The organism is Streptomyces justiciae (assembly GCF_015163075.1).
Lineage (GTDB): Bacteria > Actinomycetota > Actinomycetes > Streptomycetales > Streptomycetaceae > Streptomyces > Streptomyces justiciae.
On sequence record NZ_JADDXU010000002.1, the window covers coordinates 128,855 to 151,023 of the forward strand.

15 protein-coding genes are annotated in these 22,169 nt (G+C 70.9%); 5 read left to right on the forward strand and 10 right to left on the reverse strand.

Annotated elements, in window-relative coordinates; genetic code table 11:
* Positions 1-3 precede the first annotated feature (3 nt).
* Entirely contained in the window at positions 4-804 is an 801-nt protein-coding gene (locus IQ210_RS04755; protein ID WP_194077317.1) for a crotonase/enoyl-CoA hydratase family protein, read from the reverse strand.
* Between the two features lie 219 nt (positions 805-1,023).
* Here IQ210_RS04755 and IQ210_RS04760 point away from each other — a divergent pair, with 219 nt between their 5' ends.
* Together IQ210_RS04760 and IQ210_RS04765 are read left to right on the forward strand one after the other, a co-directional pair.
* Entirely contained in the window at positions 1,024-2,634 is a 1,611-nt protein-coding gene (locus IQ210_RS04760) for an acyl-CoA synthetase (RefSeq protein ID WP_194077319.1), read from the forward strand.
* 184 nt (positions 2,635-2,818) lie between these two features.
* Positions 2,819-4,543 carry an alkaline phosphatase family protein gene (locus tag IQ210_RS04765; protein ID WP_228047045.1) on the forward strand — a complete coding sequence of 575 codons (1,725 nt, stop codon included), beginning with the start codon at positions 2,819-2,821 and terminating at the stop codon, positions 4,541-4,543.
* A 9-nt stretch (positions 4,544-4,552) separates the two neighbouring features.
* Here IQ210_RS04765 and IQ210_RS04770 read toward each other — a convergent pair whose 3' ends face one another.
* From IQ210_RS04770 to IQ210_RS04780, 3 genes are all read right to left on the reverse strand, one after another.
* Positions 4,553-5,239, reverse strand: a complete 687-nt coding sequence (locus tag IQ210_RS04770; RefSeq protein WP_194077325.1) for an alpha/beta fold hydrolase — start codon at positions 5,237-5,239, stop codon at positions 4,553-4,555.
* Between the two features lie 110 nt (positions 5,240-5,349).
* Positions 5,350-6,231, reverse strand: a complete 882-nt coding sequence (locus IQ210_RS04775) for an alpha/beta fold hydrolase (protein WP_194077327.1) — start codon at positions 6,229-6,231, stop codon at positions 5,350-5,352.
* Between the two features lie 46 nt (positions 6,232-6,277).
* Positions 6,278-6,736, reverse strand: a complete 459-nt coding sequence (locus tag IQ210_RS04780) for a hypothetical protein (protein ID WP_194077329.1) — start codon at positions 6,734-6,736, stop codon at positions 6,278-6,280.
* Positions 6,737-6,881: 145 nt separating this feature from the next.
* Here IQ210_RS04780 and paaK point away from each other — a divergent pair, with 145 nt between their 5' ends.
* Complete coding sequence (gene paaK, locus IQ210_RS04785; protein ID WP_194077332.1) at positions 6,882-8,180, forward strand: phenylacetate--CoA ligase PaaK; 1,299 nt, start codon at positions 6,882-6,884, stop codon at positions 8,178-8,180.
* Between the two features lie 15 nt (positions 8,181-8,195).
* On the opposite strand, the gene IQ210_RS04790 is transcribed toward paaK, so the two are convergent.
* Entirely contained in the window at positions 8,196-9,689 is a 1,494-nt protein-coding gene (locus IQ210_RS04790; RefSeq protein WP_194077334.1) for an acyl-CoA synthetase, read from the reverse strand.
* 120 nt (positions 9,690-9,809) lie between these two features.
* Between IQ210_RS04790 and IQ210_RS04795 the strand changes: the two genes are divergently transcribed.
* Positions 9,810-12,203 (forward strand): penicillin acylase family protein, encoded by a 2,394-nt coding sequence (locus IQ210_RS04795; protein ID WP_194077336.1) that lies wholly within the window; start codon positions 9,810-9,812, stop codon positions 12,201-12,203.
* Positions 12,204-12,266: 63 nt separating this feature from the next.
* Here the strand turns inward: IQ210_RS04795 and IQ210_RS04800 are convergent, their stop codons facing one another.
* The 3 genes from IQ210_RS04800 to IQ210_RS04810 form a co-directional block, all read right to left on the reverse strand.
* Complete coding sequence (locus tag IQ210_RS04800) at positions 12,267-13,412, reverse strand: toll/interleukin-1 receptor domain-containing protein (RefSeq protein WP_194077338.1); 1,146 nt, start codon at positions 13,410-13,412, stop codon at positions 12,267-12,269.
* A 79-nt stretch (positions 13,413-13,491) separates the two neighbouring features.
* Positions 13,492-15,054 carry an acyl-CoA synthetase gene (locus tag IQ210_RS04805; protein WP_194077340.1) on the reverse strand — a complete coding sequence of 521 codons (1,563 nt, stop codon included), beginning with the start codon at positions 15,052-15,054 and terminating at the stop codon, positions 13,492-13,494.
* A gap of 229 nt (positions 15,055-15,283) precedes the next feature.
* A complete protein-coding gene (locus tag IQ210_RS04810; RefSeq protein ID WP_194077342.1) occupies positions 15,284-16,393 on the reverse strand; it encodes an NAD(P)H-dependent flavin oxidoreductase in 1,110 nt (369 codons plus the stop codon).
* Between the two features lie 104 nt (positions 16,394-16,497).
* On the opposite strand from IQ210_RS04810, the gene IQ210_RS04815 reads away from it, so the two are divergent.
* Positions 16,498-18,255, forward strand: a complete 1,758-nt coding sequence (locus tag IQ210_RS04815) for a serine hydrolase domain-containing protein (RefSeq protein WP_194077345.1) — start codon at positions 16,498-16,500, stop codon at positions 18,253-18,255.
* Here the strand turns inward: IQ210_RS04815 and IQ210_RS04820 are convergent.
* Complete coding sequence (locus IQ210_RS04820; RefSeq protein ID WP_194077347.1) at positions 18,252-19,817, reverse strand: phytoene desaturase family protein; 1,566 nt, start codon at positions 19,815-19,817, stop codon at positions 18,252-18,254. The two genes, IQ210_RS04815 and IQ210_RS04820, sit on opposite strands and share 4 nt — an antisense overlap.
* Before the next feature lie 86 nt (positions 19,818-19,903).
* Entirely contained in the window at positions 19,904-22,144 is a 2,241-nt protein-coding gene (locus IQ210_RS04825) for a serine/threonine-protein kinase (RefSeq protein ID WP_194077349.1), read from the reverse strand.
* Between the last annotated feature and the right edge of the window lie 25 nt (positions 22,145-22,169).

Genomic DNA, 22,169 nt, shown 5'->3' on the forward strand with positions numbered 1-22,169 from the left:
CCTTCAGTGGCGCTTGTAGACGGGCGGGCGCTTCTCCGCGAAGGCACGGGCGCCTTCCTTGGCGTCGGCGGTGTCGAACACCGGCCAGCCGCGCTTGAGTTCGGCGGCGAGGCCGTCGGTCTCGGTCAGTTCGGCGGTCTCGTAGACGGACGCCTTGACGGCCTCCACCGCCAACGGGGCGCAGGCGTTGACCTGTTCGGCGATCTCCAGGGCCTTGGTCAGGGCCGTGCCGTCGGGAACCACGTGCCCGATCAGACCGATGTCCGCCGCCTCGCGGGCGCTGTACGGGCGGCCGGTGAGCAGCATCTCCAGGGCGTGGGTGCGCGGGATCTGGCGCTGGAGGCGGACGGTGGAGCCGCCGATCGGGAACAGGCCGCGTTTGACCTCGAACAGGCCGAAGGTCGCGGATTCGCCGGCGACACGGATGTCGGTGCCCTGGAGCATCTCGGTGCCGCCCGCGACGCAGTACCCCTCGACGGCGGCGATGACCGGTTTGCGGGGGCGGTGGTGGCGGAGCATCGCCTTCCAGTGCAGGTCGGGGTCGGCCTTGAGGCGGTCGCGGTACTGCTCGCCCTCCATGCCCTTGCCGGCCAGGGCCTTGAGGTCCATGCCGGCGCAGAAGGAGCCGCCCGCGCCGGTGAACACGATCGAGCGGACCGTGTCGTCCGCGTCGGCTTCCAGCCAGCCGTCGTACAGGCCGACGAGCATCGCCAGCGAGAGCGCGTTCTTGGCCTCCGGCCGGTTGAGCGTGAGCACCAGTGTGGCGCCCTCGCGCCGCACGGTGAGGTGTTCCGTCCCACCCATTGACCGTCTCCCCTCCGAGCATCTCTCCGCCGAGCATCTCTCTGCCGAGCATCTCTCTGCCGACAGACCGGCAGAACGAGAACAGGTTGCAGGAGTGGACCGACCTCTTCAAGAGTTTTCTGACAGACAGTCAGATTTGTTGTGCGCGGACCCTTCACAGTTGTGCCGCCCTTTGCTCTGATGACCGGCAGCCGGTGATGGGCGGGGTCAGGAGGAGCTGTGGAGTACAACCTTGCCGACCTGTTCGAGTCGGTCGTCGACGTGGTCCCTGACCGCGAGGCGCTGGTGTACATCGACATCCCCGGAACGGGTGCGGAGCGCCGGTTGACGTACGCGGAGCTCGACGCGGCCGCCAATCGCATCGCCCACCATCTGATCGACCAGGGAATCCGGCCCGGTGAGCACGTCGGGCTGCACCTCTACAACGGCATCGAGTACCTTCAGGCCGCGATCGGCTGCCTCAAGGCGCGGATCGTGCCGGTGAACGTCAACTACCGGTACGTCGAGGACGAGTTGGTGTACCTGTACCGGGACGCCGACCTGGTGGGGCTGTTCTTCGACGCGGAGTTCGGCGACCGGGTGGCGGCGGCGCTGCCGCTGACGGAGAAGCTGCGGCATCTGGTGCGGGTCGGGGACGGGGAGTCGGGGCCGGACGCCGTGGCGTTCGCGGACGCCGAGGCCGCAGGCTCGCCCGAGCGGGGATTCCCGCGGCGCTCGCCCGACGACCAGTTCATCATCTACACCGGCGGCACCACCGGGATGCCCAAGGGTGTGATGTGGCGTCAGGAGGACCTGTTCTTCTCGGGGATGGGCGGTGGCGCGCCGACCGGTGAGCCGGTGAAGAAGCCCGAGGAACTCGCCGAGCGGGTCGCCGCGGGCGGCTCGGGGATCACCTTCTTCCCCACTCCCCCGCTGATGCACGGCACCTCCACGCTGACCGCCTTCATCGGCTTCAACTTCGGCCAACGCATCGTGATCCACCGCAAGTTCGTGCCCGAGGAGGTGCTGCGGACCGTCGAGAAGGAACGCGTCACCAGCATGTCCCTGGTCGGCGACGCGATGCTGCGCCCGTTGATCGACGCGCTCGAAGGGCCCATGAAGGGCACGGACATGTCGTCGATGTTCAGCGTGTCGTCTTCAGGGGCGATCATGTCGGACACCGTGCGCCGGCAGTTCCAGGCCCTCGTCCCGAACGTCATGTTGCTCAACAACTTCGGCTCCTCGGAGTCCGGCTTCAACGGCACCGCGACGGACGACTCCGGCCCCGAGCGAGGCTTCCGGGTCCGGGTCAACTCCCGTACCCAGGTGGTCGATCCGGCCACCCACGAGCCCATCGCGCCGGGCGAGGTCGGCCGGGTCGCACAGTGCGGCCACGTCCCCCTCGGCTACTACAACGACCCGCGGAAGACGGCCGAGACCTTCTTCGAGAAGGACGGTGAGCGCTGGGTGCTGCTCGGCGACATGGCCACCGTCGACGAGGACGGAGTTGTGGTGGTCCTCGGGCGGGGGTCGCAGTGCATCAACACCGGGGGCGAGAAGGTGTACCCCGAGGAGGTCGAGCAGGCGCTCAAGTCCCATCCGGACGTGTACGACGCCCTGGTGGCCGGGGTGCCGGACGCGAAGTGGGGCCACCATGTGGCAGCCGTCGTACAGCTGCGGGACGGCGCGGCCCAGCCGTCGCTCGACGACATCCAGACGCACTGCCGGTCCCACCTCGCCGGGTACAAGATCCCCCGGCAACTGGTGATCGCGGAGTCCATCCGGCGCTCCCCGAGCGGCAAGGCGGACTACCGGTGGGCGCGGGAGGTGGCGGTACGGGCGGACGGATGAATTCCGCTCGCCTCGATTGAACCGTCGGTGACGCACGGACGTACTGGTGGTGGCAGGCTCGCTCTGAGGGCTTTGTTCGTCATGCTCAGGGCTTTGCTCGTCATGCCATCGCAAGACCGTACGGAAGGACCGCCGGGTGTCGCTCTTCACACCTCGCTCTCGTCAGTCGTCGGACAGCACCGAGATGTCGGACGCCACCGGGAGCGAGGAACCGGCTGAGGCGGAAGCGACGGAAGAGCCGGAGGATGCGGCGCCCGCCGGGAAACCCGGCTGGTTCCGCTGGCGCCACCGCTACCCCCGTACCGCACGCGGCGTGACCATCGGGACGACCGTGCTGGCCGCGGCGCTGGTGCTCGGCGCGCTGCTCGTGCCCAACCGCCTCGACTGGATCAGGTTCGAGTCCTTCCTGCGCCTCCCGGTCGAGGCGATCCTCCTGGCGGGCCTGCTCCTCGCACTGCCCCCGAGGGCGCGCCGGATCACCGCCGTCGTCTCGGGCGTGTTCCTCGGCCTGTTCACGGTCGTCAAGTTCCTCGACATGGGCTTCCGGCAGACCCTGGCCCGCCCCTTCGACCTGGTCTTCGACTGGATCCTGCTGGACGACGCGGCGGACTTCGTCCGGGAGTCGTACGGCCGTTCTGGGGAACTGCTCGCGATCACCGCGGTGATCGTGCTGTTCGTGTCCGTGCTCTCGCTGTGCACGCTCTCCGTGGTGCGGCTGGCGAACCTCATGGCCCGGCACCGCGCGGTGGCCGCCCGTACGACGCTCGTCCTGGGCACCGTATGGATCGTCTGCTTCACCATGGGCGTGCAGTTCAGCGGGCTCACGTTCGCCACCAAGGGCAACATCCAGTTCGTCGCCAACCGGGTCCAGCAGGTGCACGACGGGCTGGTCGACGCCAAGGTCTTCGAGAAGCAGGCCAAGGTCGACGCCTTCGCGAACACCCCGCCGGACCAGTTGCTGACCGGGCTGCGCGGCAAGGACGTGCTGTTCACGTTCATCGAGAGCTACGGCCGGGTCGCGATCGACGATCCGGCGATGGCCCCGCAGATCAACGCCGCGCTTCAGGACGGCGACAACAGGCTGAAGGCGGCCGGTTTCCAGTCCCGCAGCGGCTGGCTCAGCTCGCCCGTCACCGGCGCGGGGAGCTGGCTCGCGCACTCCACGTTTCTGTCCGGTCTATGGGTGAAGAACCAGCAGCGGTACCGCAGCCTGACCACCGGCGACCGCGCCACCCTCACCAGCTACTTCCAGAAGACGGGCGCCTGGCGCACGGTCGGGATCGTGCCGGGGGTGCGCAAGTCCTGGCCCGAGGGCAAGTACTTCGGGCTCGACCACATCTACGACTCCACCCACCTCGGCTACAACGGCCCCTACTTCAGCTGGACGCCGGTCCCTGACCAGTTCAGCCTCGAATCCTTCGAGCGCCTCGAGCACGGCAAGGAGAACCGCGACCCGATCATGGCGGAGATCATCCTGGCCTCCAGCCACAACCCCTGGTCGCCGATCGCCCACATGATCGACTGGGACCAGCTCGGCGACGGGTCGGTGTTCGAGCAGATCAAGAAGGAGGGGACGGACCCCAAGGAGGTCTGGAAGAGCGCGAAGCGGGTGCGCACCGAGTACCGCAAGGCCATCGAGTACTCGTTGCAGAGCCTCACCGAGTGGGTCGAGCGCTACGGCGACGACAACACGGTCCTCGTCTTCCTCGGCGACCACCAGCCCGTCCCGACCGTCACGGGTGGCGACACCAACAAGGACGTGCCGATCACGATCGTGGCCCGTGACCCGAAGGTGCTGGACCGGATCTCCTCCTGGGGCTGGACGGAGGGCCTCAAGCCGGCCGGGAACGCGCCGGTGTGGGGCATGGACAAGTTCCGGGACCGGTTCATGACGGCGTACGCGAAGTGAAGTAGCGGGTCACTCCGCGAGGAAAGGTAACACCGCCGCGAGGAACTCCTCCGGGCGGCTCTCGTGCACGAGATGTCCGGCCCCGTCGACGGTGACGAACCGTGCGTCGGGGATCGCGGCGGCGACCGCGGCGACCTGATCCTGCGGAATCAGGCTGGTGGCCCCGCCCCCGATCACCAGCGTGGGCATGGTGATCCGCCCCATGTGGTCCCACCACACAGGTTCGGGGGCGTTCCGCTGCCGGTCGGTGTCCCGCACCATGTCCCAGTCGAACGGCAGGTCGCCGTAGGGCCGTTCGGCGGGTGGGCGGGGCGGGTCGAGGGGGAAGGGCGCCGGTACGTCCTCCAGGACGAGACGCCGTACGAGGTCGGGGTCGTGCTGGGCGAGGAGGTAGGCGACGGTGCCGCCGAGGGAGTGCCCGACGAGGTCGGTCCGCCGGATGCCGAGCGCGTCGAGAAAGCCGAGGACGTCATCGCGCATCGCCTCGCACGCATAACCGCCCGGCCAGTCACTGCGCCCGTGACCGCGCAGGTCGGGGGCGTACACCCGGCGTGGCCCGGCGGCGAGGCGTTCGGCGATCGGGGCCCAGTCCGCGCCGTCGGCGCCGCGGCAGTGCAGCAGGAGGACGGGCGGCGCGTCCTCGGGGCCCCAGGTGCGGTAGGCGAGGGTGATGCCGTTGGCCTTGAGGGTGTTCATGCGGGGAAACGTATCCGGGAGCCCGCGTTTCAGGTGGCTGCTCTGCCGTGGGCAGAGTGGGTATCGGGGACCCGGCGCTCCACGCCACCCCGCTGCCGTGAGCAGAGGGGCTATCGGGGCCCCGGGGACTCTGCCGTGGACAGAGCCGGCGCCCCGCTCCCGTCGAGGAACGCGCTGACCCGTCGTACGAACCACTCCGGATCGTCGAGCCACGGATAGTGCGCGGCGCCGGGCTGGACGGTGAACTCGGCGTGCGGGAAGACGTCGGCGGTGTGGCGGGCCAGCTCGGGGCGAGGGGCTCCGTCGAGTTCGCCGGCGAGGACGAGGACCGGGGCGGGCAGGCGGGTGAGGGTGGCGCGGGTGGCGGGCGCGTCGTAGGCACCGGCGGAGCCGTAGACGTCCGCGGCCGCGTCGTTGAACTCCTCGTCGCCGCGGGCGTGGTGCTCCTCGGCGGCCTGGTCCCAGCGGCCGTAGAAGAAGGGTGCGATGGCCGGATCGTAGTCGGGCGCCCCGCTCAGCCAGGCCTCGAAGGCCGGGAACGCGGCCGGGAACCACGGTTCGTCCTTCCGCAGGAGGGCCGCGGCCAGCCGGTCCTCGGGCGTGGCCGCCGTCCCGAGCGCCCACGGATTGGCGGTGATCAGCACCAGCCGCCGCACCCGCTCCGGGTACCGGGCCGCGTACAGCATGGCGAGACTGCCACCGGCCGAGTGCGCGAGGAGGTCCATGCGCTCCAGCCCCAGATGAACCCGCAGCGCCTCCACGTCGCCCACGAGCCGGTCGCACCGGTACGTCGCCGGGTCCACCGGCACGGCGGAGTCGCCGGTCCCCCGCAAGTCGAGCAGCACGAGCCGACGATGCGCGGCGAGCCCACCCAGGTCGCCGAGATAGCGGGAGGCCTGCATCGGCCCACCGGGCAGCACGACGAGCGGGGCACCCTCCCCCTTCAGGTGATAGGCGAGCCGGGTCCCGTCGGGCGCGGTGAAGGTCGACATACCGCCGATCCTCATGACGGACCACGGCCACCGCAACGGATTTCCGTCACAGGGCGATGGGACGGTAGGCCTGGGCCACGTCCACGATCCGCTCGGCGGAGGCGTCCTCCAGGCCAGCGGGTGGATGGAAGATCAGATCCGAGGCGCCCGGATCAGCCACGTTCGTCGTGAAGAGCAGCAGGAACCAGGGTTGGTCCGGTCCGGGCTCCCGAGCCGCGCGGACGACCTCGACGAGTTCCTCCCGGGTGATGTCCGGGAGCCGTGGGTACGCCGGGCGGGCCGCTTCCCGCGCGAACTCCTCCGCGCTCCGCGATCCGGCGTAGGAAAGGAAGGAGTATGGGCCGTAGGTGTGCCCGGTGTCCGCGTTGAACGCGGCGATGGCCGCCTCCGCTTCCTCCTGTGGGCCGCGGTGCAGCAGTTCCTCGATCCGCACGATCTCACGCACCAGTTCACGCAGCCGTGCTGCCGGCACCGGGGCCGGGCGGAGTTCGGGTCGTAGGTCCACCAGTCCATCCTGCCGCCCCGGTGCCGGCGGAAAAGTGTCGGCTCACCTCTTGCTTGATCCCCGGTGGACTGGATTACTGATCCCCGAGACCTCGACCGAATGATCGGTCGCCCGGATTGGTGTGGTTGGTGAGGTGGACGTGGCGATGGCGGATGCGGCGGAGTTGCTGGACGCGGGGGAACGGCTGGACGGGGCGGCGTTGCGGGCGCTTCAGTTGGAGCGGTTGCGGGCGTCGCTGCGGCACGCGTACGACCATGTGCCGTTCTACCGGGAGTCCTTCGACAAGGCGGGCGTCCACCCGGACGACTGTCGCTCCCTCGCCGACCTCGCCCGCTTCCCCTTCACCACCAAGGCCGACCTGCGCGAGAACTACCCGTACGGGATGTTCGCCGTGCCCCAGGACCGCATCCGGCGCATCCACGCCTCCAGCGGGACGACCGGCCGCCCGACCGTCGTCGGCTACACCGACGGCGACCTCTCCCTGTGGTCGGACATGGTGGCCCGCTCCCTGCGCGCCGCGGGTGCCCGGCGCGGCGACATCGTGCATGTCGCGTACGGATACGGCCTGTTCACCGGCGGACTCGGCGCGCACTACGGTGCCGAACGGCTCGGCTGTACGGTCGTCCCCGCGTCCGGCGGCATGACCGCCCGCCAGGTCCAGCTGATCCAGGACCTCAAGCCCCGCGTCATCATGGTGACGCCGTCGTACATGCTGACGATCCTCGACGAGTTCGAGCGGCAGGGCCTGGACCCGCGCGGCACTTCCCTGGAGGTGGGCGTCTTCGGTGCCGAACCGTGGACGGAACAGATGCGCCGGGAGATCGAGGAGCGGTTCGCGATCGACGCGGTCGACATCTACGGGCTGTCGGAGGTGATCGGCCCGGGCGTGGCACAGGAGTGCGTCGAGACCAAGGACGGACTGCATGTGTGGGAGGACCACTTCTACCCCGAGATCGTCGACCCCATCACCGGCGAGGTACTGCCGGACGGCGAGCAGGGCGAGCTGGTCTTCACCTCGCTCACGAAAGAGGCGATGCCCGTCATCCGGTACCGGACCCGGGACCTGACCCGTCTGCTGCCCGGCACCGCCCGCGTCTTCCGCCGCATGGAGAAGGTCACCGGTCGCAGCGACGACATGGTGATCCTGCGGGGCGTCAACCTCTTCCCCACCCAGATCGAGGAGATCGTGCTGCGCACGCCGGGTGTCGCGCCCCACTTCCAGCTGCGGCTGACCCGGGAGGGACGGCTCGACGCCCTCACCGTGCGAGCGGAGGCGCGACCCGATGCCACGCCGCAGGACCGGGACGCCGCCGCGCGCTCCATCGCCGCGGCCGTGAAGGACGGCATCGGTGTGTCGGTCGGCGTCGAGATCGTCGAACCGGAGTCGCTGGAGCGATCGGTGGGGAAGATCCGGCGGATCGTCGACCTCCGCGACCGCCGATAGCCCTCCGCGCGCCCGCTAGGAGAACCTGTCCCGCAGCTCCCGCTTCAGGATCTTCCCGCTCGCGTTCCGCGGCAGCTCGTCCACGAACACCACCCTCTTCGGTGCCTTGAAGTGGGCGAGCTTCTCGCGGGCGTGGGCGATCAGTGCCTCCTCTGTGACCTCGCCGCGCGGTACGACCACCGCTGTCACCGCCTCGATCCAGCGTTCGTCGGGGAGACCGATCACCGCGACCTCGGCGACGCCCTCGTGTGTGTAGAGCGCGTCCTCGACCTGTCGTGAAGCGACCAGTACGCCACCGGAGTTGATGACGTCCTTCACCCGGTCGACGATGGTGAAGTAGCCGTGCGCGTCGCGGACCGCGAGGTCGCCGGAGTGGAACCAGCCGTCGCGGAAGGCCTCTTGGGTTTCCTCGGGCTTGTCCCAGTAGCCCTCGCACAGTTGGGGGGACTTGTAGACGATCTCACCGGGGGTGCCGTCGGGGACGTCCTTGCCGTCCTCGTCCACGACCCGTGCGTCGACGAAGAGGACCGGGCGGCCGCAGGAGTCCATCCGGCCCTTGTGTTCGTCGGGGGCGAGGACGGTCGCCAGCGGGCCGATCTCGCTTTGACCGAAACAGTTGTAGAAGGCGAGCTTCGGCAGCCGTTCCCGCAGCCGCTCCAGGACCGGTACCGACATGATCGAGGCGCCGTAGTAGGCCTTGCGCAGGCCGCCGAGGTCGCGGGTGGTGAAGTCGGGGCGGTTGGACAGGCCGATCCAGACCGTGGGCGGTGCGAAGAGGCTGTCGGCGCGGCCCGCTTCGATGAGGTCGAAGAGGCGGTCGCCGTCGGGGGCGTCGAGGATGATGTTCGTCGCGCCGACCGCGAGGTAGGGCAGCAGGAACACATGCATCTGCGCCGAGTGGTACAGCGGCAGCGAGTGCACGGGGCGGTCGCCGGCGCTCAGATCGAGGGCGGTGATCGCGCTCAGGTACTCGTGCACCAGGGCGCGGTGCGTCATCATCGCGCCCTTCGGGAGGGCGGTCGTACCGGAGGTGTACAGCAGTTGGACGAGGTCCTCGCTGCGCGGCTCCGGGCCGTCGTACGCGGGGGACGACGGGAGGCGGGCGAGCAGGGAGTCGTCAGCGTCCCGGAGGGGCAACGTCCGTACGCCGTCCGGGAGTCGGGCGGCGAGGTCGGGGTCGGTGAGGACCAGCGTGCTGCCCGACTGGCCGACGATGTACGCGAGGTCGTCGCCGGTCAGGTTCTGGTTGACCGGGACGTGCACGAGGCCCGCGCGGGCGCAGGCGAGGAAGGCGATGAGGTAGGCGTCGGAGTTGTGGCCGTAGGCGCCGACCCGGCCGCCGGGCGCGAGGCCCTCGCCGAGGAGGACACTCGCCGCGCGGGAGACGGCCGCGTCGAGTTCCTCGTACGTCCATGAGCGGTCGCCGTACTCCACGGCGACCCGCGCCGGGGTGCGCCGGGCGGTGCGTCGCAGCACCCCGTCAACCGTGCTGCCGTGTCCGGGCGTCATGACACATGATCCTCGGCCCGCCGTCGCGCGAGGTCAAGCACCTTGTCGCGGACCGGGTCGCGGACGCATACCCGTTGGTACGCTCAACCGCTCCTTCCCTCAATGACGTTGGGAGGCACCATGCGCACCCGCCTCAGACGAGCCGTCGTCGCGGCCGTCGCCCTGCTCACCGCCACCTCGGCCCTGCCGGCAGCCGCCGCTCAGGGCCAGGACCGTCAGGAACACCCCTCGCACGGCGGTCTGTCCGCCACCATCCGCTACACCGAGTACGGCATTCCGCACATCGTCGGCAAGGACTACGCGGACCTCGGCTTCGGCACCGGGTGGGCGCAGGCCGCCGACCAGGTGTGCACGCTCGCCGACGGTTTCGTGACCGTGCGCGGCGAGCGGTCCCGCTTCTTCGGGCCCGATGCCGCGCCCGACTCCTCACTCTCCTCCGCGACGAAGAACCTGTCGAGCGACCTCTATTTCAAGGGAGTTCGCGAGTCCGGCACGGTGGAGAAACTGCTCGCCGAACCGGCGCCGGTGGGCCCGAGCCGGCAGGTGAAGGACCTGATGCGGGGCTTCGCCGCCGGGTACAACGCCTGGCTGCGGCAGAACCGGATCACCGACCCGGCGTGCAGGGGTGCCGCCTGGGTCCAGCCGGTGACCGAACTCGACGTCGCGGCACGCGGGTTCGCGTTCGCCGTGCTCGGCGGCCAGGGCCGGGGCGTGGACGGGATCACGGCCGCCCAGCCGCCGACGACGGCCGCGGCGGGCGCTCCGAACGCCCAGGACACCGCTCGGTCGGCCCGTGAGCTGCTGGCCGCCGACTCCGCGGACATGGGGTCCAACGCCGTCGCCTTCAGCGGCGCGACGACCGCGAACGGCCGCGGCCTGCTGCTGGGCAACCCGCACTACCCCTGGCAGGGCGGCCGGCGCTTCTGGCAGTCGCAGCAGACGATCCCGGGTGAACTGAACGTCTCCGGCGGCTCGTTGCTCGGCTCGGCGACGATCTCCATAGGCCACAACGCGCGGGTGGCGTGGAGCCACACCGTCGCGACCGGCGTCCCCCTCAACCTCCACCAGCTGACGCTCGATCCGGCCGACCCGACGACGTATCTCGTGGACGGCAAGCCGGAGCGGATGACGAAACGCACGGTCACCGTCGAGACGAAGGACGGCGCCCCGGTCACCCGTACCCAGTGGTGGACGCGGTACGGCCCCGTCGTCACTTCGCTCGGCGCGTCCGTCCCGCTGCCCTGGACGACCACGACGGCGTACGCCCTCAACGACCCGAACGCGGCCAACCTGCGCGCCTCCGACACCGCGCTCGGCTTCAGCAAGGCGCGCGGCACGGCGGACGTCCTGAAGTCGCTGCGGCGGACGCAGGGGCTGCCGTGGGTGAACACGATCGCCGCCGACGCGGCCGGTCACTCGCTGTTCACCCAGTCCCAGGTGCTCCCCCGCATCACCGACGAGCTGGCCCAGCGCTGCTCCACCCCGCTCGGCAAGGTCACCTACCCGTCGGCGGGGCTCGCGGTCCTCGACGGCTCGCGCGGTGACTGCGCGCTCGGCGGCGACGCGGACGCCGTACAGCCCGGAATCTTCGGCCCGGCGAAGATGCCGACGCTCACGGACGCCCCGTACGCGGAGAACTCCAACGACAGCGCCTGGCTGGCCAACGCCGAGCGGCCGTTGACCGGGTACGAGCGGATCTTCGGCACGATCGGCACGCAGCGGTCGATGCGGACGCGCGGGGCGATCGAGGACGTGGCGGCGCTGGCGGGTCGCGGCGAGCTGACCGTGAAGGACCTTCAGCGGCAGCAGTTCGCCAACCGGGTGCCCGCGGGGGACCTGATCGCGGCCGACGCGGCGAAGGCCTGTGCGGCGTTGCCCGGCGGCACGGCAACCGGCAGTGACGGCAAGGCTGTTGACGTCACCGAGGCGTGCGGGGTGCTCGCGGCGTGGGACCGTACGGCCAACACCGACAGCCGGGGCGCGCTGCTCTTCGACCGCCTGTGGCGCCGCATCCCCGCGGCCCAGCTGTGGAAGGTGCCGTTCTCGGCGGCCGACCCGGTCGGCACCCCGAACACCCTCAACACGGACACCACGGCGTTCACCACCGCATTGGCGGACACGGTCACCGAGCTGCGCACGGCGAGCATCCCGCTCAACTCCCCCTTGGGAGACCACCAGTTCGTCGTCCGGAACGGCAAGCGCATCCCCGTCCCGGGCGGCACCGAGTCCCTCGGCGTCTGGAACAAGGTCGAGCCCGTGTGGGACGCGGCGGGCGGCGGCTACACCGAGGTCTCGACCGGCTCCAGCTACATCCAGGCGGTCGGCTGGGACGGCAGCCGCTGCCCGGTGGCCCGCACCCTCCTGATGTACTCCCAGTCCTCGAACCCCAACTCCCCGCACTACAGCGACCAGACCCGCCTCTTCTCCCAGGAGCGCTGGGTGACGTCCCGGTTCTGCGAGAAGGACATCCTGTCGTCGCCGGGGCTGAAGATCGTGCACGTGCGCGAGCGTTGACGGAACGGTGGTCCCGTCCGGCACCGGACGGGACCACCGTTCCGCACCGACAGGGCTGTGTGTTCAGCCCTCCTCGGCGAGAAACGCGCTCAGCTCGGCGTGTGTGCGCACATAGAAGTGGTCCCAGTCGTACGGCCGCATGTCCGCACTCAGCTCGATCAGACGGCTCGACAAGGTCACCGGTGGCAGCTCCGCGAGCCCGGCAAGTCCGAAGAGTTCGTTGGCGACCCTCAGAATCGCGTTGCGTCCGACGTCCACCCGGTCCATGAGTTCGATCGCGTCCCGCACATACCGCTGGGACACGCTGCCCGAGGAGATGAGGCCCCCCAGGTAGAACTCCATGTGCCAGATCTTGCCGTCGTCGGTCCCGGGCGCCCGCTTGCCGATCTCGAGGGCGACCTTGTCCGGGGCCGCGAGATGACTGTGCAGGTGAGCCACCGCCCGCTCCAGGGCGGCGAGATGGTGCCTGATCCGGTCGAGCGACGACACGAACGGTTCGGTTTCGAACTCGCTGCGCTTGGCGATCTCGTAGAGGTTTCCCTCCCAGGCGGGGGTGCGGACCTGTCCCGTCAGCATCGCCAGGCTGATCTGGTTGCAGGCCCGGTCCACCGCCTCCAGCGACGCTTCGAAGATGCACGGCATGGCGAACGCGGGGCGGTCGAGGAGGTGCCGGTATCCCCGGATCCTGTCCAGGTCGCGCGAGCGTGCGGGAGTGAGCTCGTGCTCGACCGCGTCCCTCCTGCGGGGCCGGTCCTCCGCGGCGAGGCGCGTCACCGCCCTTCTGATTCCGGCGGCCACGTCGGCGAAGGCGTCGTCCCTGTCCCCCCACGACGTCACCGGCCGGGCGCCGGAGGGCAGCGCCTGGAGGGACATGAACGGCGCTCCCACGAGGTCGACCGGCCGCAGCAGCACCGGAATGACCACGCACTCACCGAGATCATGACGGCGCAACGCCTCGGTCATTTCCACGTCATGGCAATAGTCCGAGGCCATGAAATCCGGACTCACCAGCAGCAGGACGACATCCGCCGTCCCTAGATTCCGGTCGATCTCCCCCTGCCATTGCGCGCCGGCCGAGATCTCGCGGTCGTGCCAGCCCCTGATGACCCCCTGGCGTTCCATGGTCCGCAGATGCTTCGACAGCTCGTCACGGAGTGCCTCGTCCTCATGTGCGTACGAGTAGAAAAGACTGAAGCCCTGTTCTCCCATGGAAGCCCCCGCAGCGCCGACGCACAGAACCAGCGCCTCGTACTGTAGGACGCGCAGGCCCGCGGCGCGGCGGCTCCGGTCAGACGGCTCGTGTGCGGCCCTCCCAGTACGGGTCCCGCAACCTCCGCTTGTACAGCTTGCCGTTGGGGTCGCGGGGCATCTCCGTGATGAAGTCGACGGTCTTGGGGCACTTGTAGCCGGCGAGTTGTCCGGCGCAGTGGGCGAGGAGGGCGGCGGCGAGGTCCGGGCCCGGTTCCTGACCGGGGGCCGGTTCGACGACCGCCTTGACCTCCTCGCCCCAGTCGTCGTGCGGGATGCCGAAGGCGGCGGCGTCGGCGACGGCGGGGTGGGAGAGGAGGGCGGACTCGATCTCGGCGGGGTAGATGTTGACGCCGCCGGAGATGATCATGTCGATCTTGCGGTCGCGCAGGAAGAGATAGCCGTCCTCGTCGAGGTAGCCGAGGTCGCCGACGGTGAAGAAGTCACCGATGCGGTTCTTCTTCGTCTTGGTCTCGTCCTTGTGGTACGAGAACCCGCCGGTGTTCATCTTCAGGTACACGGTGCCGAGTTCACCCGCCGGCAGCCGGTTGCCCTCGTCGTCGAAGATCGCCAACTCGCTGATGGGCCAGGCCTTTCCGACCGTGCCGGGCTTCTTCAGCCAGTCCTCCGCCGTGGCGAAGGCGCCGCCGCCCTCGCTGGCCGCGTAGTACTCCTCCACGCACGGGCCCCACCAGTCGAGCATCGCCCGCTTGACGTGGTCGGGGCAGGGGGCGGCGCCGTGGATGGCGTGGCGCATCGAGGAGACGTCGTAGCGTGCGCGGGTCTCCTCGGGCAGCGCCAGCAGACGGTGGAACTGGGTGGGGACCATGTGGGTGTGCGTGCAGCGGTGGGTGTCGATCAGGCGCAGCATCTCCTCGGGCGTCCACTTGTCCATCAGGACCAGACGGTGGCCGATGTGCAGGGACGCGCTCGCGAACTGGAGGACCGCCGTGTGGTAGAGCGGCGAGCAGACGAGGTGGACGTTGTCGTCGTACGGCTTGATGCCGAAGATGCCGAGGAAGCCGCCGAGGTAGGCCTCCTCGGGGGCCTTGCCGGGCAGTGGGCGGCGGATGCCGCGGGGGCGGCCCGTGGTGCCCGAGGTGTAGTTCATGACCCAGCCGAGCTCGCGGTCCTGCGGCGCCGACTCCGGTTGTCCGTCGAGGAGTTCGGCGTACGGCCGGAAGCCCTCGACCTCGCCGACGGCGTACCGGTGCGTGGCCGGGAGGCCCGCCTCGTCGGCGGCGTGGCGGGCGGGCGCGGCGAAGCGCTCGTGGGCGAGGAAGACCTTGGCACCGGAGTCGGCGACGATCCAGGCGATCTCGGGGCCGACGAAGTGGTGGTTGATCGGGACGAGGTACAACCCGGCCTGGGTGGCGGCGAGATGAGCGGTGAAGAGCTCGACGCCGTTGGGCAGGACGACGGCGAAGGCGTCACCGCGACGCAGTCCGGCGGCGCGCAGGCCGTGGACGAGACGGTTGGCGGCGGCGTGCAGCCGACCCGCGGTCCACTCCTCGCCGTCCGGGGCGACGAGGGCGGTGCGATCGGGGTCGACGGCGGCCTGCGCCCAGAATCCGGCGGGGGGTGTGCTCGTGGTGCTGGTCATCGGCCGCTCCTTCCGGTGGGGGGTTGGGTCGTCGCCGGGCGCCTTGCGGAGAGGGGGTTCCGTGTCATTGGCCGCCGTACGGAAAGGGGGTGGCGTGTCACTGGCCGCCGTACGGAAAGGGGGTGGCGTGTCACTGGCCGTCTTGCGGAGTGGGGGTTCCGTGTCATTGGCCGCCTTGCGGAGAGGCGGTAGCGGCTTGCTGGCCGCTTTGCGGCGAGCGGTCGGCGCGTCACCGGCCGCTCCTTCCGGCGATGCGGTTGATGCGGTCGACCGCCCGCTCGAAGCCTCGCGTGAGGTCGTCGAAGACGTCCTGGACGCTGCGTTCGCGGTTCATCCGGCCGACGATCTGCCCTACGGGGGTGCCGAGCAGCGGCTCGACCTCGTACTTCTGGATGCGGGTGAGGGCGTCGGCGACGAGGAGGCCCTGGAGCGGCATGGGGAGGGTGCCGGGGCCGTCGGGGTCGTCCCAGGCGTCGGTCCACTCGGTGCGCAGCTGGCGGGCGGGCTTGCCGGTCAGGGCGCGGGAGCGGACGGTGTCGGAGGAGGTCGCGGCGAGGAGTTTGCGGGTCACCGCGGGCGAGGACATGTCGGCCTCGGTGCAGGTGAGCCAGAGCGAGCCCAGCCACACGCCCTGCGCGCCGAGGGCGAGCGCGGCCGCCACCTGCTGTCCGCTGCCGATGCCGCCCGCGGCCAGCACGGGCAGCGGGTCCACGGCGTCCACGACCTCCGGGGTCAGCACCATGGAGGCGATCTCGCCGGTGTGGCCGCCGGCCTCGTAGCCCTGGGCGACGACGATGTCGATGCCGCCCTCCTTGTGCTTGAGCGCGTGCCGGGCGCTGCCCGCGAGCGCGGCCACGAGGACGCCCCGGCCATGGGCGCGCTCCACGACGTCGGCGGGCGGTGAGCCGAGGGCGTTGGCGAGCAGCTTGATCGGGTAGTCGAAGGCGACGTCGAGCTGGGTGCGGGCGACCTGCTCCATCCAGCCGGTGATGCGCCACCCGGACGCCTCGCCCTCGGCCAGCTCGGGCACGCCGTACTTGGCGAGGGTGTCCCGCACGAACTGCCGGTGCCCCTCGGGGATCATCGCCTCGACGTCCGCCTCCGTGACGCCTTCCACCTTCTTGGCGGGCATGACGACGTCCAGGCCGTACGGCATGCCGTCCACGTGCCCCTCGATCCAGTCGAGGTCGCGTTTGAGGTCGTCGGGGGCGGTGTAGCGGACCGCGCCGAGCACCCCGAACCCCCCGGCCCGGCTGATGGCCGCAGCGACGGCGGGGAACGGCGTGAAGCCGAAGATGGCGTGCTCGACTCCCAGTTTCTTGCTCAGCTCCGTCTGCATGGGCGCAGGATGCCGCAGTCCTCCGGAGGACGGAAGAGGTTTCCTGATGCTCCGTCAGATTCCGGGCCGGGGCTGAAGTCACCTGCCGGGGATAGAGTTTCCCGATGACTGATGAGGCGCACACCGGACTGTCCCGCCGTCAGCTCACCCGAAGAGTCCTCGCACTCGGGGGCGCCCTCGCCATCGCCCCGTTCCCGGCCGGCCCCGCGTCGGCGGCGCCCCAGGGCGGCCGCCCCACCCTCCGCCACGGATCGGCGCGGCAGGCCGGCCTCCTGGAGGATCACCTCCGTCAACTCGTCACCGACGCCGAGGTGTTCCTCGGCCCGTCCCCCAAACACCCCTGGTACGCGGGCGCCGTGCTCCTCGCCGGGCGCGGCGGCACCGTGGCCCTGCACCGGCCGATCGGGACGGCGGTGCGCTACTCGGCGTACGACGAGAAGACGGACACGGGCGTGGAGTTCCCGCCCGCCGACCAGATCCCCATGGCCGAGGACACCGTCTTCGATCTGGCCTCGGTCTCCAAGCTGTTCACCTCGATCCTCGCCGTCCAGCAGATCGAGCGAGGCCACCTGGAACTGGAGGCGACCGTCGCCTCCTACCTCCCGGAGTTCGGCGCCGCGGGCAAGCAGGATGTGACTGTCCGTCAACTCCTCACGCACACCTCGGGATTCCGCGCCTGGATCCCGCTCTACAACGCGCCGACGTACGAGGAGAAGCTGCGCCTCATCTGGAACGAGGCGCCGCTCAACCCGCCCGGCACCAAGTACCTCTACTCCGACCTGAATCTGATCTCGCTCCAACTGGTCCTGGAGAAGCTCACCGGCCGCACCCTGGACGCCCTCCTCCACGACGAGATCACCGCCCCGCTCGGCATGCACCGCACCCGCTACAACCCACCCGCCTCCTGGAAGCCGAGGATCGCGGCGACGGAGGACGCCCGTAAGCCGTGGTCGGGTCTCGACCGGGGTCTGGTGTGGGGCGAGGTGCACGACGAGAACGCGTTCAGCCTGGGCGGAGTCGCCGGTCACGCGGGCGTCTTCTCCTGCGCCTGGGATCTGGCGGTATTGGGGCGGACGCTGCTCAACGGCGGCGTGTACGGCCGGACGCGCATCCTGCGCCCTGAGTCGGTGGAGCTGATGTTCACCGACTTCAACACCGCCTTCCCCGGCGACGAACACGGCCTCGGCTTCGAGCTCTACCAGCACTGGTACATGGGCGCGATGGCCACCCCGCGCACCGCGGGCCACACCGGTTTCACCGGCACGTCACTGGTCCTCGACCCGACGACCGACTCGTTCCTGATCGTCCTGGGCAACTCGGTGCACCCGGTGCGCAGTTGGCGCTCGGGCTCGGCGCCCCGGGTCGCCGCCGCCAACAACCTGGCGCGCGCGGTCCCCGTCCGCCCACGGCACGGCCGTACCGCCTGGTTCTCCGGCATGACGAACGCCACGACGGCCACCCTCACGCTCCCCGCGCTGGACACCTCCTCCGGCGACACGCGCCTGCGCTGCGCCCTGTGGTGGGACACCGAACCGCAGGCGGACACCCTGACGTTGGAGGCCTCGACGGACACCGGCACGACCTGGCAGCCGGTGCCCTTCACCACGAACACCGAGAACCACCCTTCCGGCACGGTCACGGGCTGGTCGGGCCGGGCGTGGCACCGCCTGACGGCCGCCCTCCCGGCACACCGGCAGCTGATCCTGCGCTGGCGCTACGCCACGGACCGGCTGTACGTGGGGCGCGGGGTGTATGTCGACGGGCTGCGCGTGGAGACCGCCGACGACACCCTCTTCGACGAGGCCCGTCCGGCGGACGCGGCGCGCCTGACGGCGGCGGGGTGGACGGCCTCGGCGGACTAGCCCTGTTCTGCTTCCAGTACGGCCATCGCCGCGTTGTGCCCCGGCACCCCGCTCACCCCACCCCCGCGCACCGCGCCCGCGCCGCACAGCAGGACGTTGGGGTGACGGGTCTCGACGCCCCAGCGGCCGGTGTCGTCCTGGGCGTAGGGCCAGGACAGGTCGCGGTGGAAGATGTTGCCGCCGGGGAGGCGCAGGTCGCGTTCCAGGTCCAGTGGGGTCTTGGCCTCGATGCAGGGGCGGCCCTCCGCGTCGGTCGCGAGGCAGTCGGTGATGGACTCGGCGAGGTGGGCGTCGAGTTGGGCCACAGTCGCCTTCAACAGGTCCTCGCGCACGGCGGAGTTGTCGGCGTCGAAGAGGCGCGCCGGCGTGTGCAGTCCGAAGAGCGTGAGGGTCTGGTAGCCCTGCTCCACCAGCTCTGGCGCCAGGATGGACGGGTCCGTGAGCGAGTGGCAGTAGATCTCCGACGGCGGTGCGGAGGGCAGCCGGCCCGCGGCGGCCTCCGCGTGGGCGACTGCCAGCTGCTCGTAGCTCTCGGCGATGTGGAAGGTCCCCGAGAACGCCTCGCGCGGGTCGACGGCGGTGTCCCGCAGCCTCGGCAGCCGCTTGAGCAGCATGTTCACCTTGAGCTGGGCGCCCTCGGCGGGGGTGGGGGGCGCGTCGCCGGTCAGCTCGGCCAGCGCCTGCGGGGAGGCGTTCACCAGGACGTGCCGGGCCGCGACGACGCTCTCGTCGTCGGCCGTCCGGTACGTCACCTCCGCCGTACGGCCATCCGTGGCGATTCGCACCGCCTCGTGGCCGGTGGCGAGGACCGCGCCCGCGTCCCGTGCCGCCGCGGCCAGGGCGTCCGTGAGGGCGCCCATGCCGCCCACGGGAACGTCCCAGGCACCGGTGCCGCCGCCGATCACGTGGTAGAGGAAGCAGCGGTTCTGCTTGAGGGAGGGGTCGTGGGCGTCGGCGAAGGTGCCGATGAGGGCGTCGGTGAGCACGACTCCGCGGACCAGGTCGTCGGCGAAACGGTCCTCGACCGCGACGCCGATCGGTTCCTCGAAGAGGGTCCGCCAGGCCTCCTCGTCGTCCACCCGGCGGCGCAGCTCCTCGCGGGTGGGCAGCGGTTCGGTGAGGGTCGGGAAGACCCGCTCGGCGACGCGGCCGGTCATGCCGTAGAACCGCTGCCAGGCCTGGTACTCGCCCTCACCGCCGGTGAGCCGCGCGAAGGCCTCCCGGGTGCGCCGCTCGCCGCCGCCGACCAGGAGGCCGGTCGGCTGTCCGTCCCGCTCCACGGGGGTGTACGACGAGATCGTGCGCGTACGGACCCGGAAGTCCAGGCCGAGATCGCGCACGATCTTCTTCGGCAGCAGGCTGACCAGGTAGGAGTAGCGCGACAGACGGGCGTCGACGCCGGCGAAGGGCCGGGTGGAGATCGCGGCGCCGCCGGTGCGGTCCAGCCGCTCCAGGACCAGGACGGACCGTCCGGCCCGGGCCAGGTAGGCAGCGGCGACGAGGCCGTTGTGTCCGCCACCGACGATGACGACGTCGTACGTGTGTCCAGGGAGTGCAGGCATGCCTCTTCGTAACACGCGTTGATCGCGGACGACCAGGGGTGGACGGCGTCGGGGTCGGCCTGTCCACGCCTCCGACCACACGCCCCTCAGGACCCACCCGCAGCATGCTGTTGGCGCAGCACCGCCACCCTGCGGTACAGCTCCACCGCCTCCGCGCCGCGGCCGAGCTGTTCCAGGCAGTGGGCCTCGTCGTTGCGGCTGGCGAGGGTGTCGGGGTGGCCGGCGCCGAGGACGCGTTCGCGGGCGGTGGCGACGCGGCGGTACTCGGTGAGCGCGTCGGCCCAGCGGCCCAGCCAGCCTAGGCCCACGGCGACCTCGCGGCGGCTGACCAGGGTGTCGGGGTGCTCGGGGCCGAGGACGCGTTCGCGGATGGCGCACACGTCGCGGGACTCGGCGAGGGCCTCCTCCCAGCGGCCGAGGCGGCCGAGGTTGACGCCGAGGCCGTGGCGGGCGCGCAGGGTCTCGGGGTGGGCGGGGCCGTTGACGCGGGTGCGGTCCTCGATGAGGTCGCGGTAGAGCTGGAGGGCCTCGGCGCTGCGGCCGAGGCGGCCGAGGCTGATGCCGACCTCGTAGCGGGCGGCGAGGGTGTCGGGGTGATCGGGCCCGAGGGCCTGGGCGCGGGCCTCGGCGACCTCGTGGTACGTCTGGAGGGCCTCCGGCCAGCGGCCCAACTGGCCAAGCGCGTACGCGACTTCGTAACAGGTGACCAGGGTGTCGGGGTGGGTCGGGCCGAGGACGCGGGTGCGGGCGGCGGCCACGTCGCGGGCCATGCGGTAGGAGTCCTCCAGGCGGCCGAGGCGGCTGAGGTTGAAGGCGAGGTTGTGACGGCAGCGCAGGGTGTCGGGATGGTCGGCGCCCATGGTGCGCTCGCGGGCGGCGAGGACGGACGAGTAGACCTGGTGGGCGTCGAAGTGGCGACCCAACTGCCCCAGTACGTAGGCCATTTCCTGGCGGGCGGCGAGGGTGTCGGGGTGGTCGGGGCCGAGGGCGAGGCTGCGGGCGCGGGCGACGTGTTTGTACTCGCGCAGGGCGTCGGCGGCGCGGCCCGTGCGGGAGAGGGTGAAGGCGACCTCGTAGCGGCTGGCGAGGGTGTCGGGGTGGTCGGGGCCGAGGAGGTGCTCGCGTTCGGCGGCGACCGCGCGGTGCACCTCGCCCGCCTCCGCCCAGCGCCCGAGGCGGCCCAGGCTGAGCCCGGCGTTGTGCCGTCCGGCCAGGGCGGTGATCGCCTCCTGGGACGGCGCGGGCGGTTCGTCGGGGACGGGCTCGGGGGGCCTGGCGACGACCGTGCGCGGAATCCACTCACCGGTCAGAGCGGCGCCTTCCCCGGGCGGCGCGGGACCGGCGCCGGGGCCGATCGCCTTGTGTCCGGTGGTCATCCCCCGCGTCCAGGAGGGCAGGCGGGTCTCGCGGGACGGCGGTTCGAGAGCCGGGCGGAGCGTCGGCTGCGGGGTCACCACGGTGGGCACGTACGTCGGTGTGGTGCGGCCCAGGCTGATGCGGCGCCCCAACTCGCGGGCGTCGTGCGGGCGTTGTTCGGGCAGCTTGGCCAGCAGGTCGAGGATGATCTTCTCGAAGTAGGCGGGCACCTCGGCGCGATGGCTGCGCGGCGGGCGGGGCGGGGTGTCGCGGTGGCCGACGAGGATCGCCCACGCGTCGTCGAGGTCGAAGGGCGGCACGCCGGTGGTGATCTCGTACAGCACGCATCCCAGCGAGTACAGATCGCTGCGCTGGTCGACCTCGGAGCCGCCGATCTGCTCCGGCGACATGTAGTGCGGGGTGCCCATCGCGATGCCGGTGCCGGTGAGCCGGGAGGTGAAGCCGATGTCATGGCCGAGCCGGGCGATGCCGAAGTCGCAGATCTTCACGGTGCCGTCGGTCAGCCGCATGATGTTCGCGGGCTTCAGGTCGCGGTGCACGATGCCCTGCTGGTGGGTGTAGGCGAGCGCGGCGGCCACCTGGTCGGCGATCTCGACGACATCGGAGACGGGCAGCGGATGCTGTCGGTTGTCCTCCAGGAGCTGGCTGAGGTTGCGGCCCTCCAGCAGTTCCATGACGAGGTAGAGGATGCCGTCGTCCTCGCCGAAGTCATGGACGACGGTGACCCCGCGGTGCTGGAGGGCGGCGGCGACGCGGGCCTCCCGCCGGAACCGCTCGCGCAGGACGCGGGTGAACGTCTGGTCGTGGGAAGGGCCGAGCGGCTTGAGGCACTTCACGGCGACATGGCGGCCCAGCGACTCGTCGCGGGCCCGCCACACCTCGCCCATGCCGCCGCGCCCGATCAGGTCGAGCAACCGGTAGCGGCCCTGGATCAGCTTGCTGTCCCCCATCTGCTGCGATCGCCCCCGTCGAAGT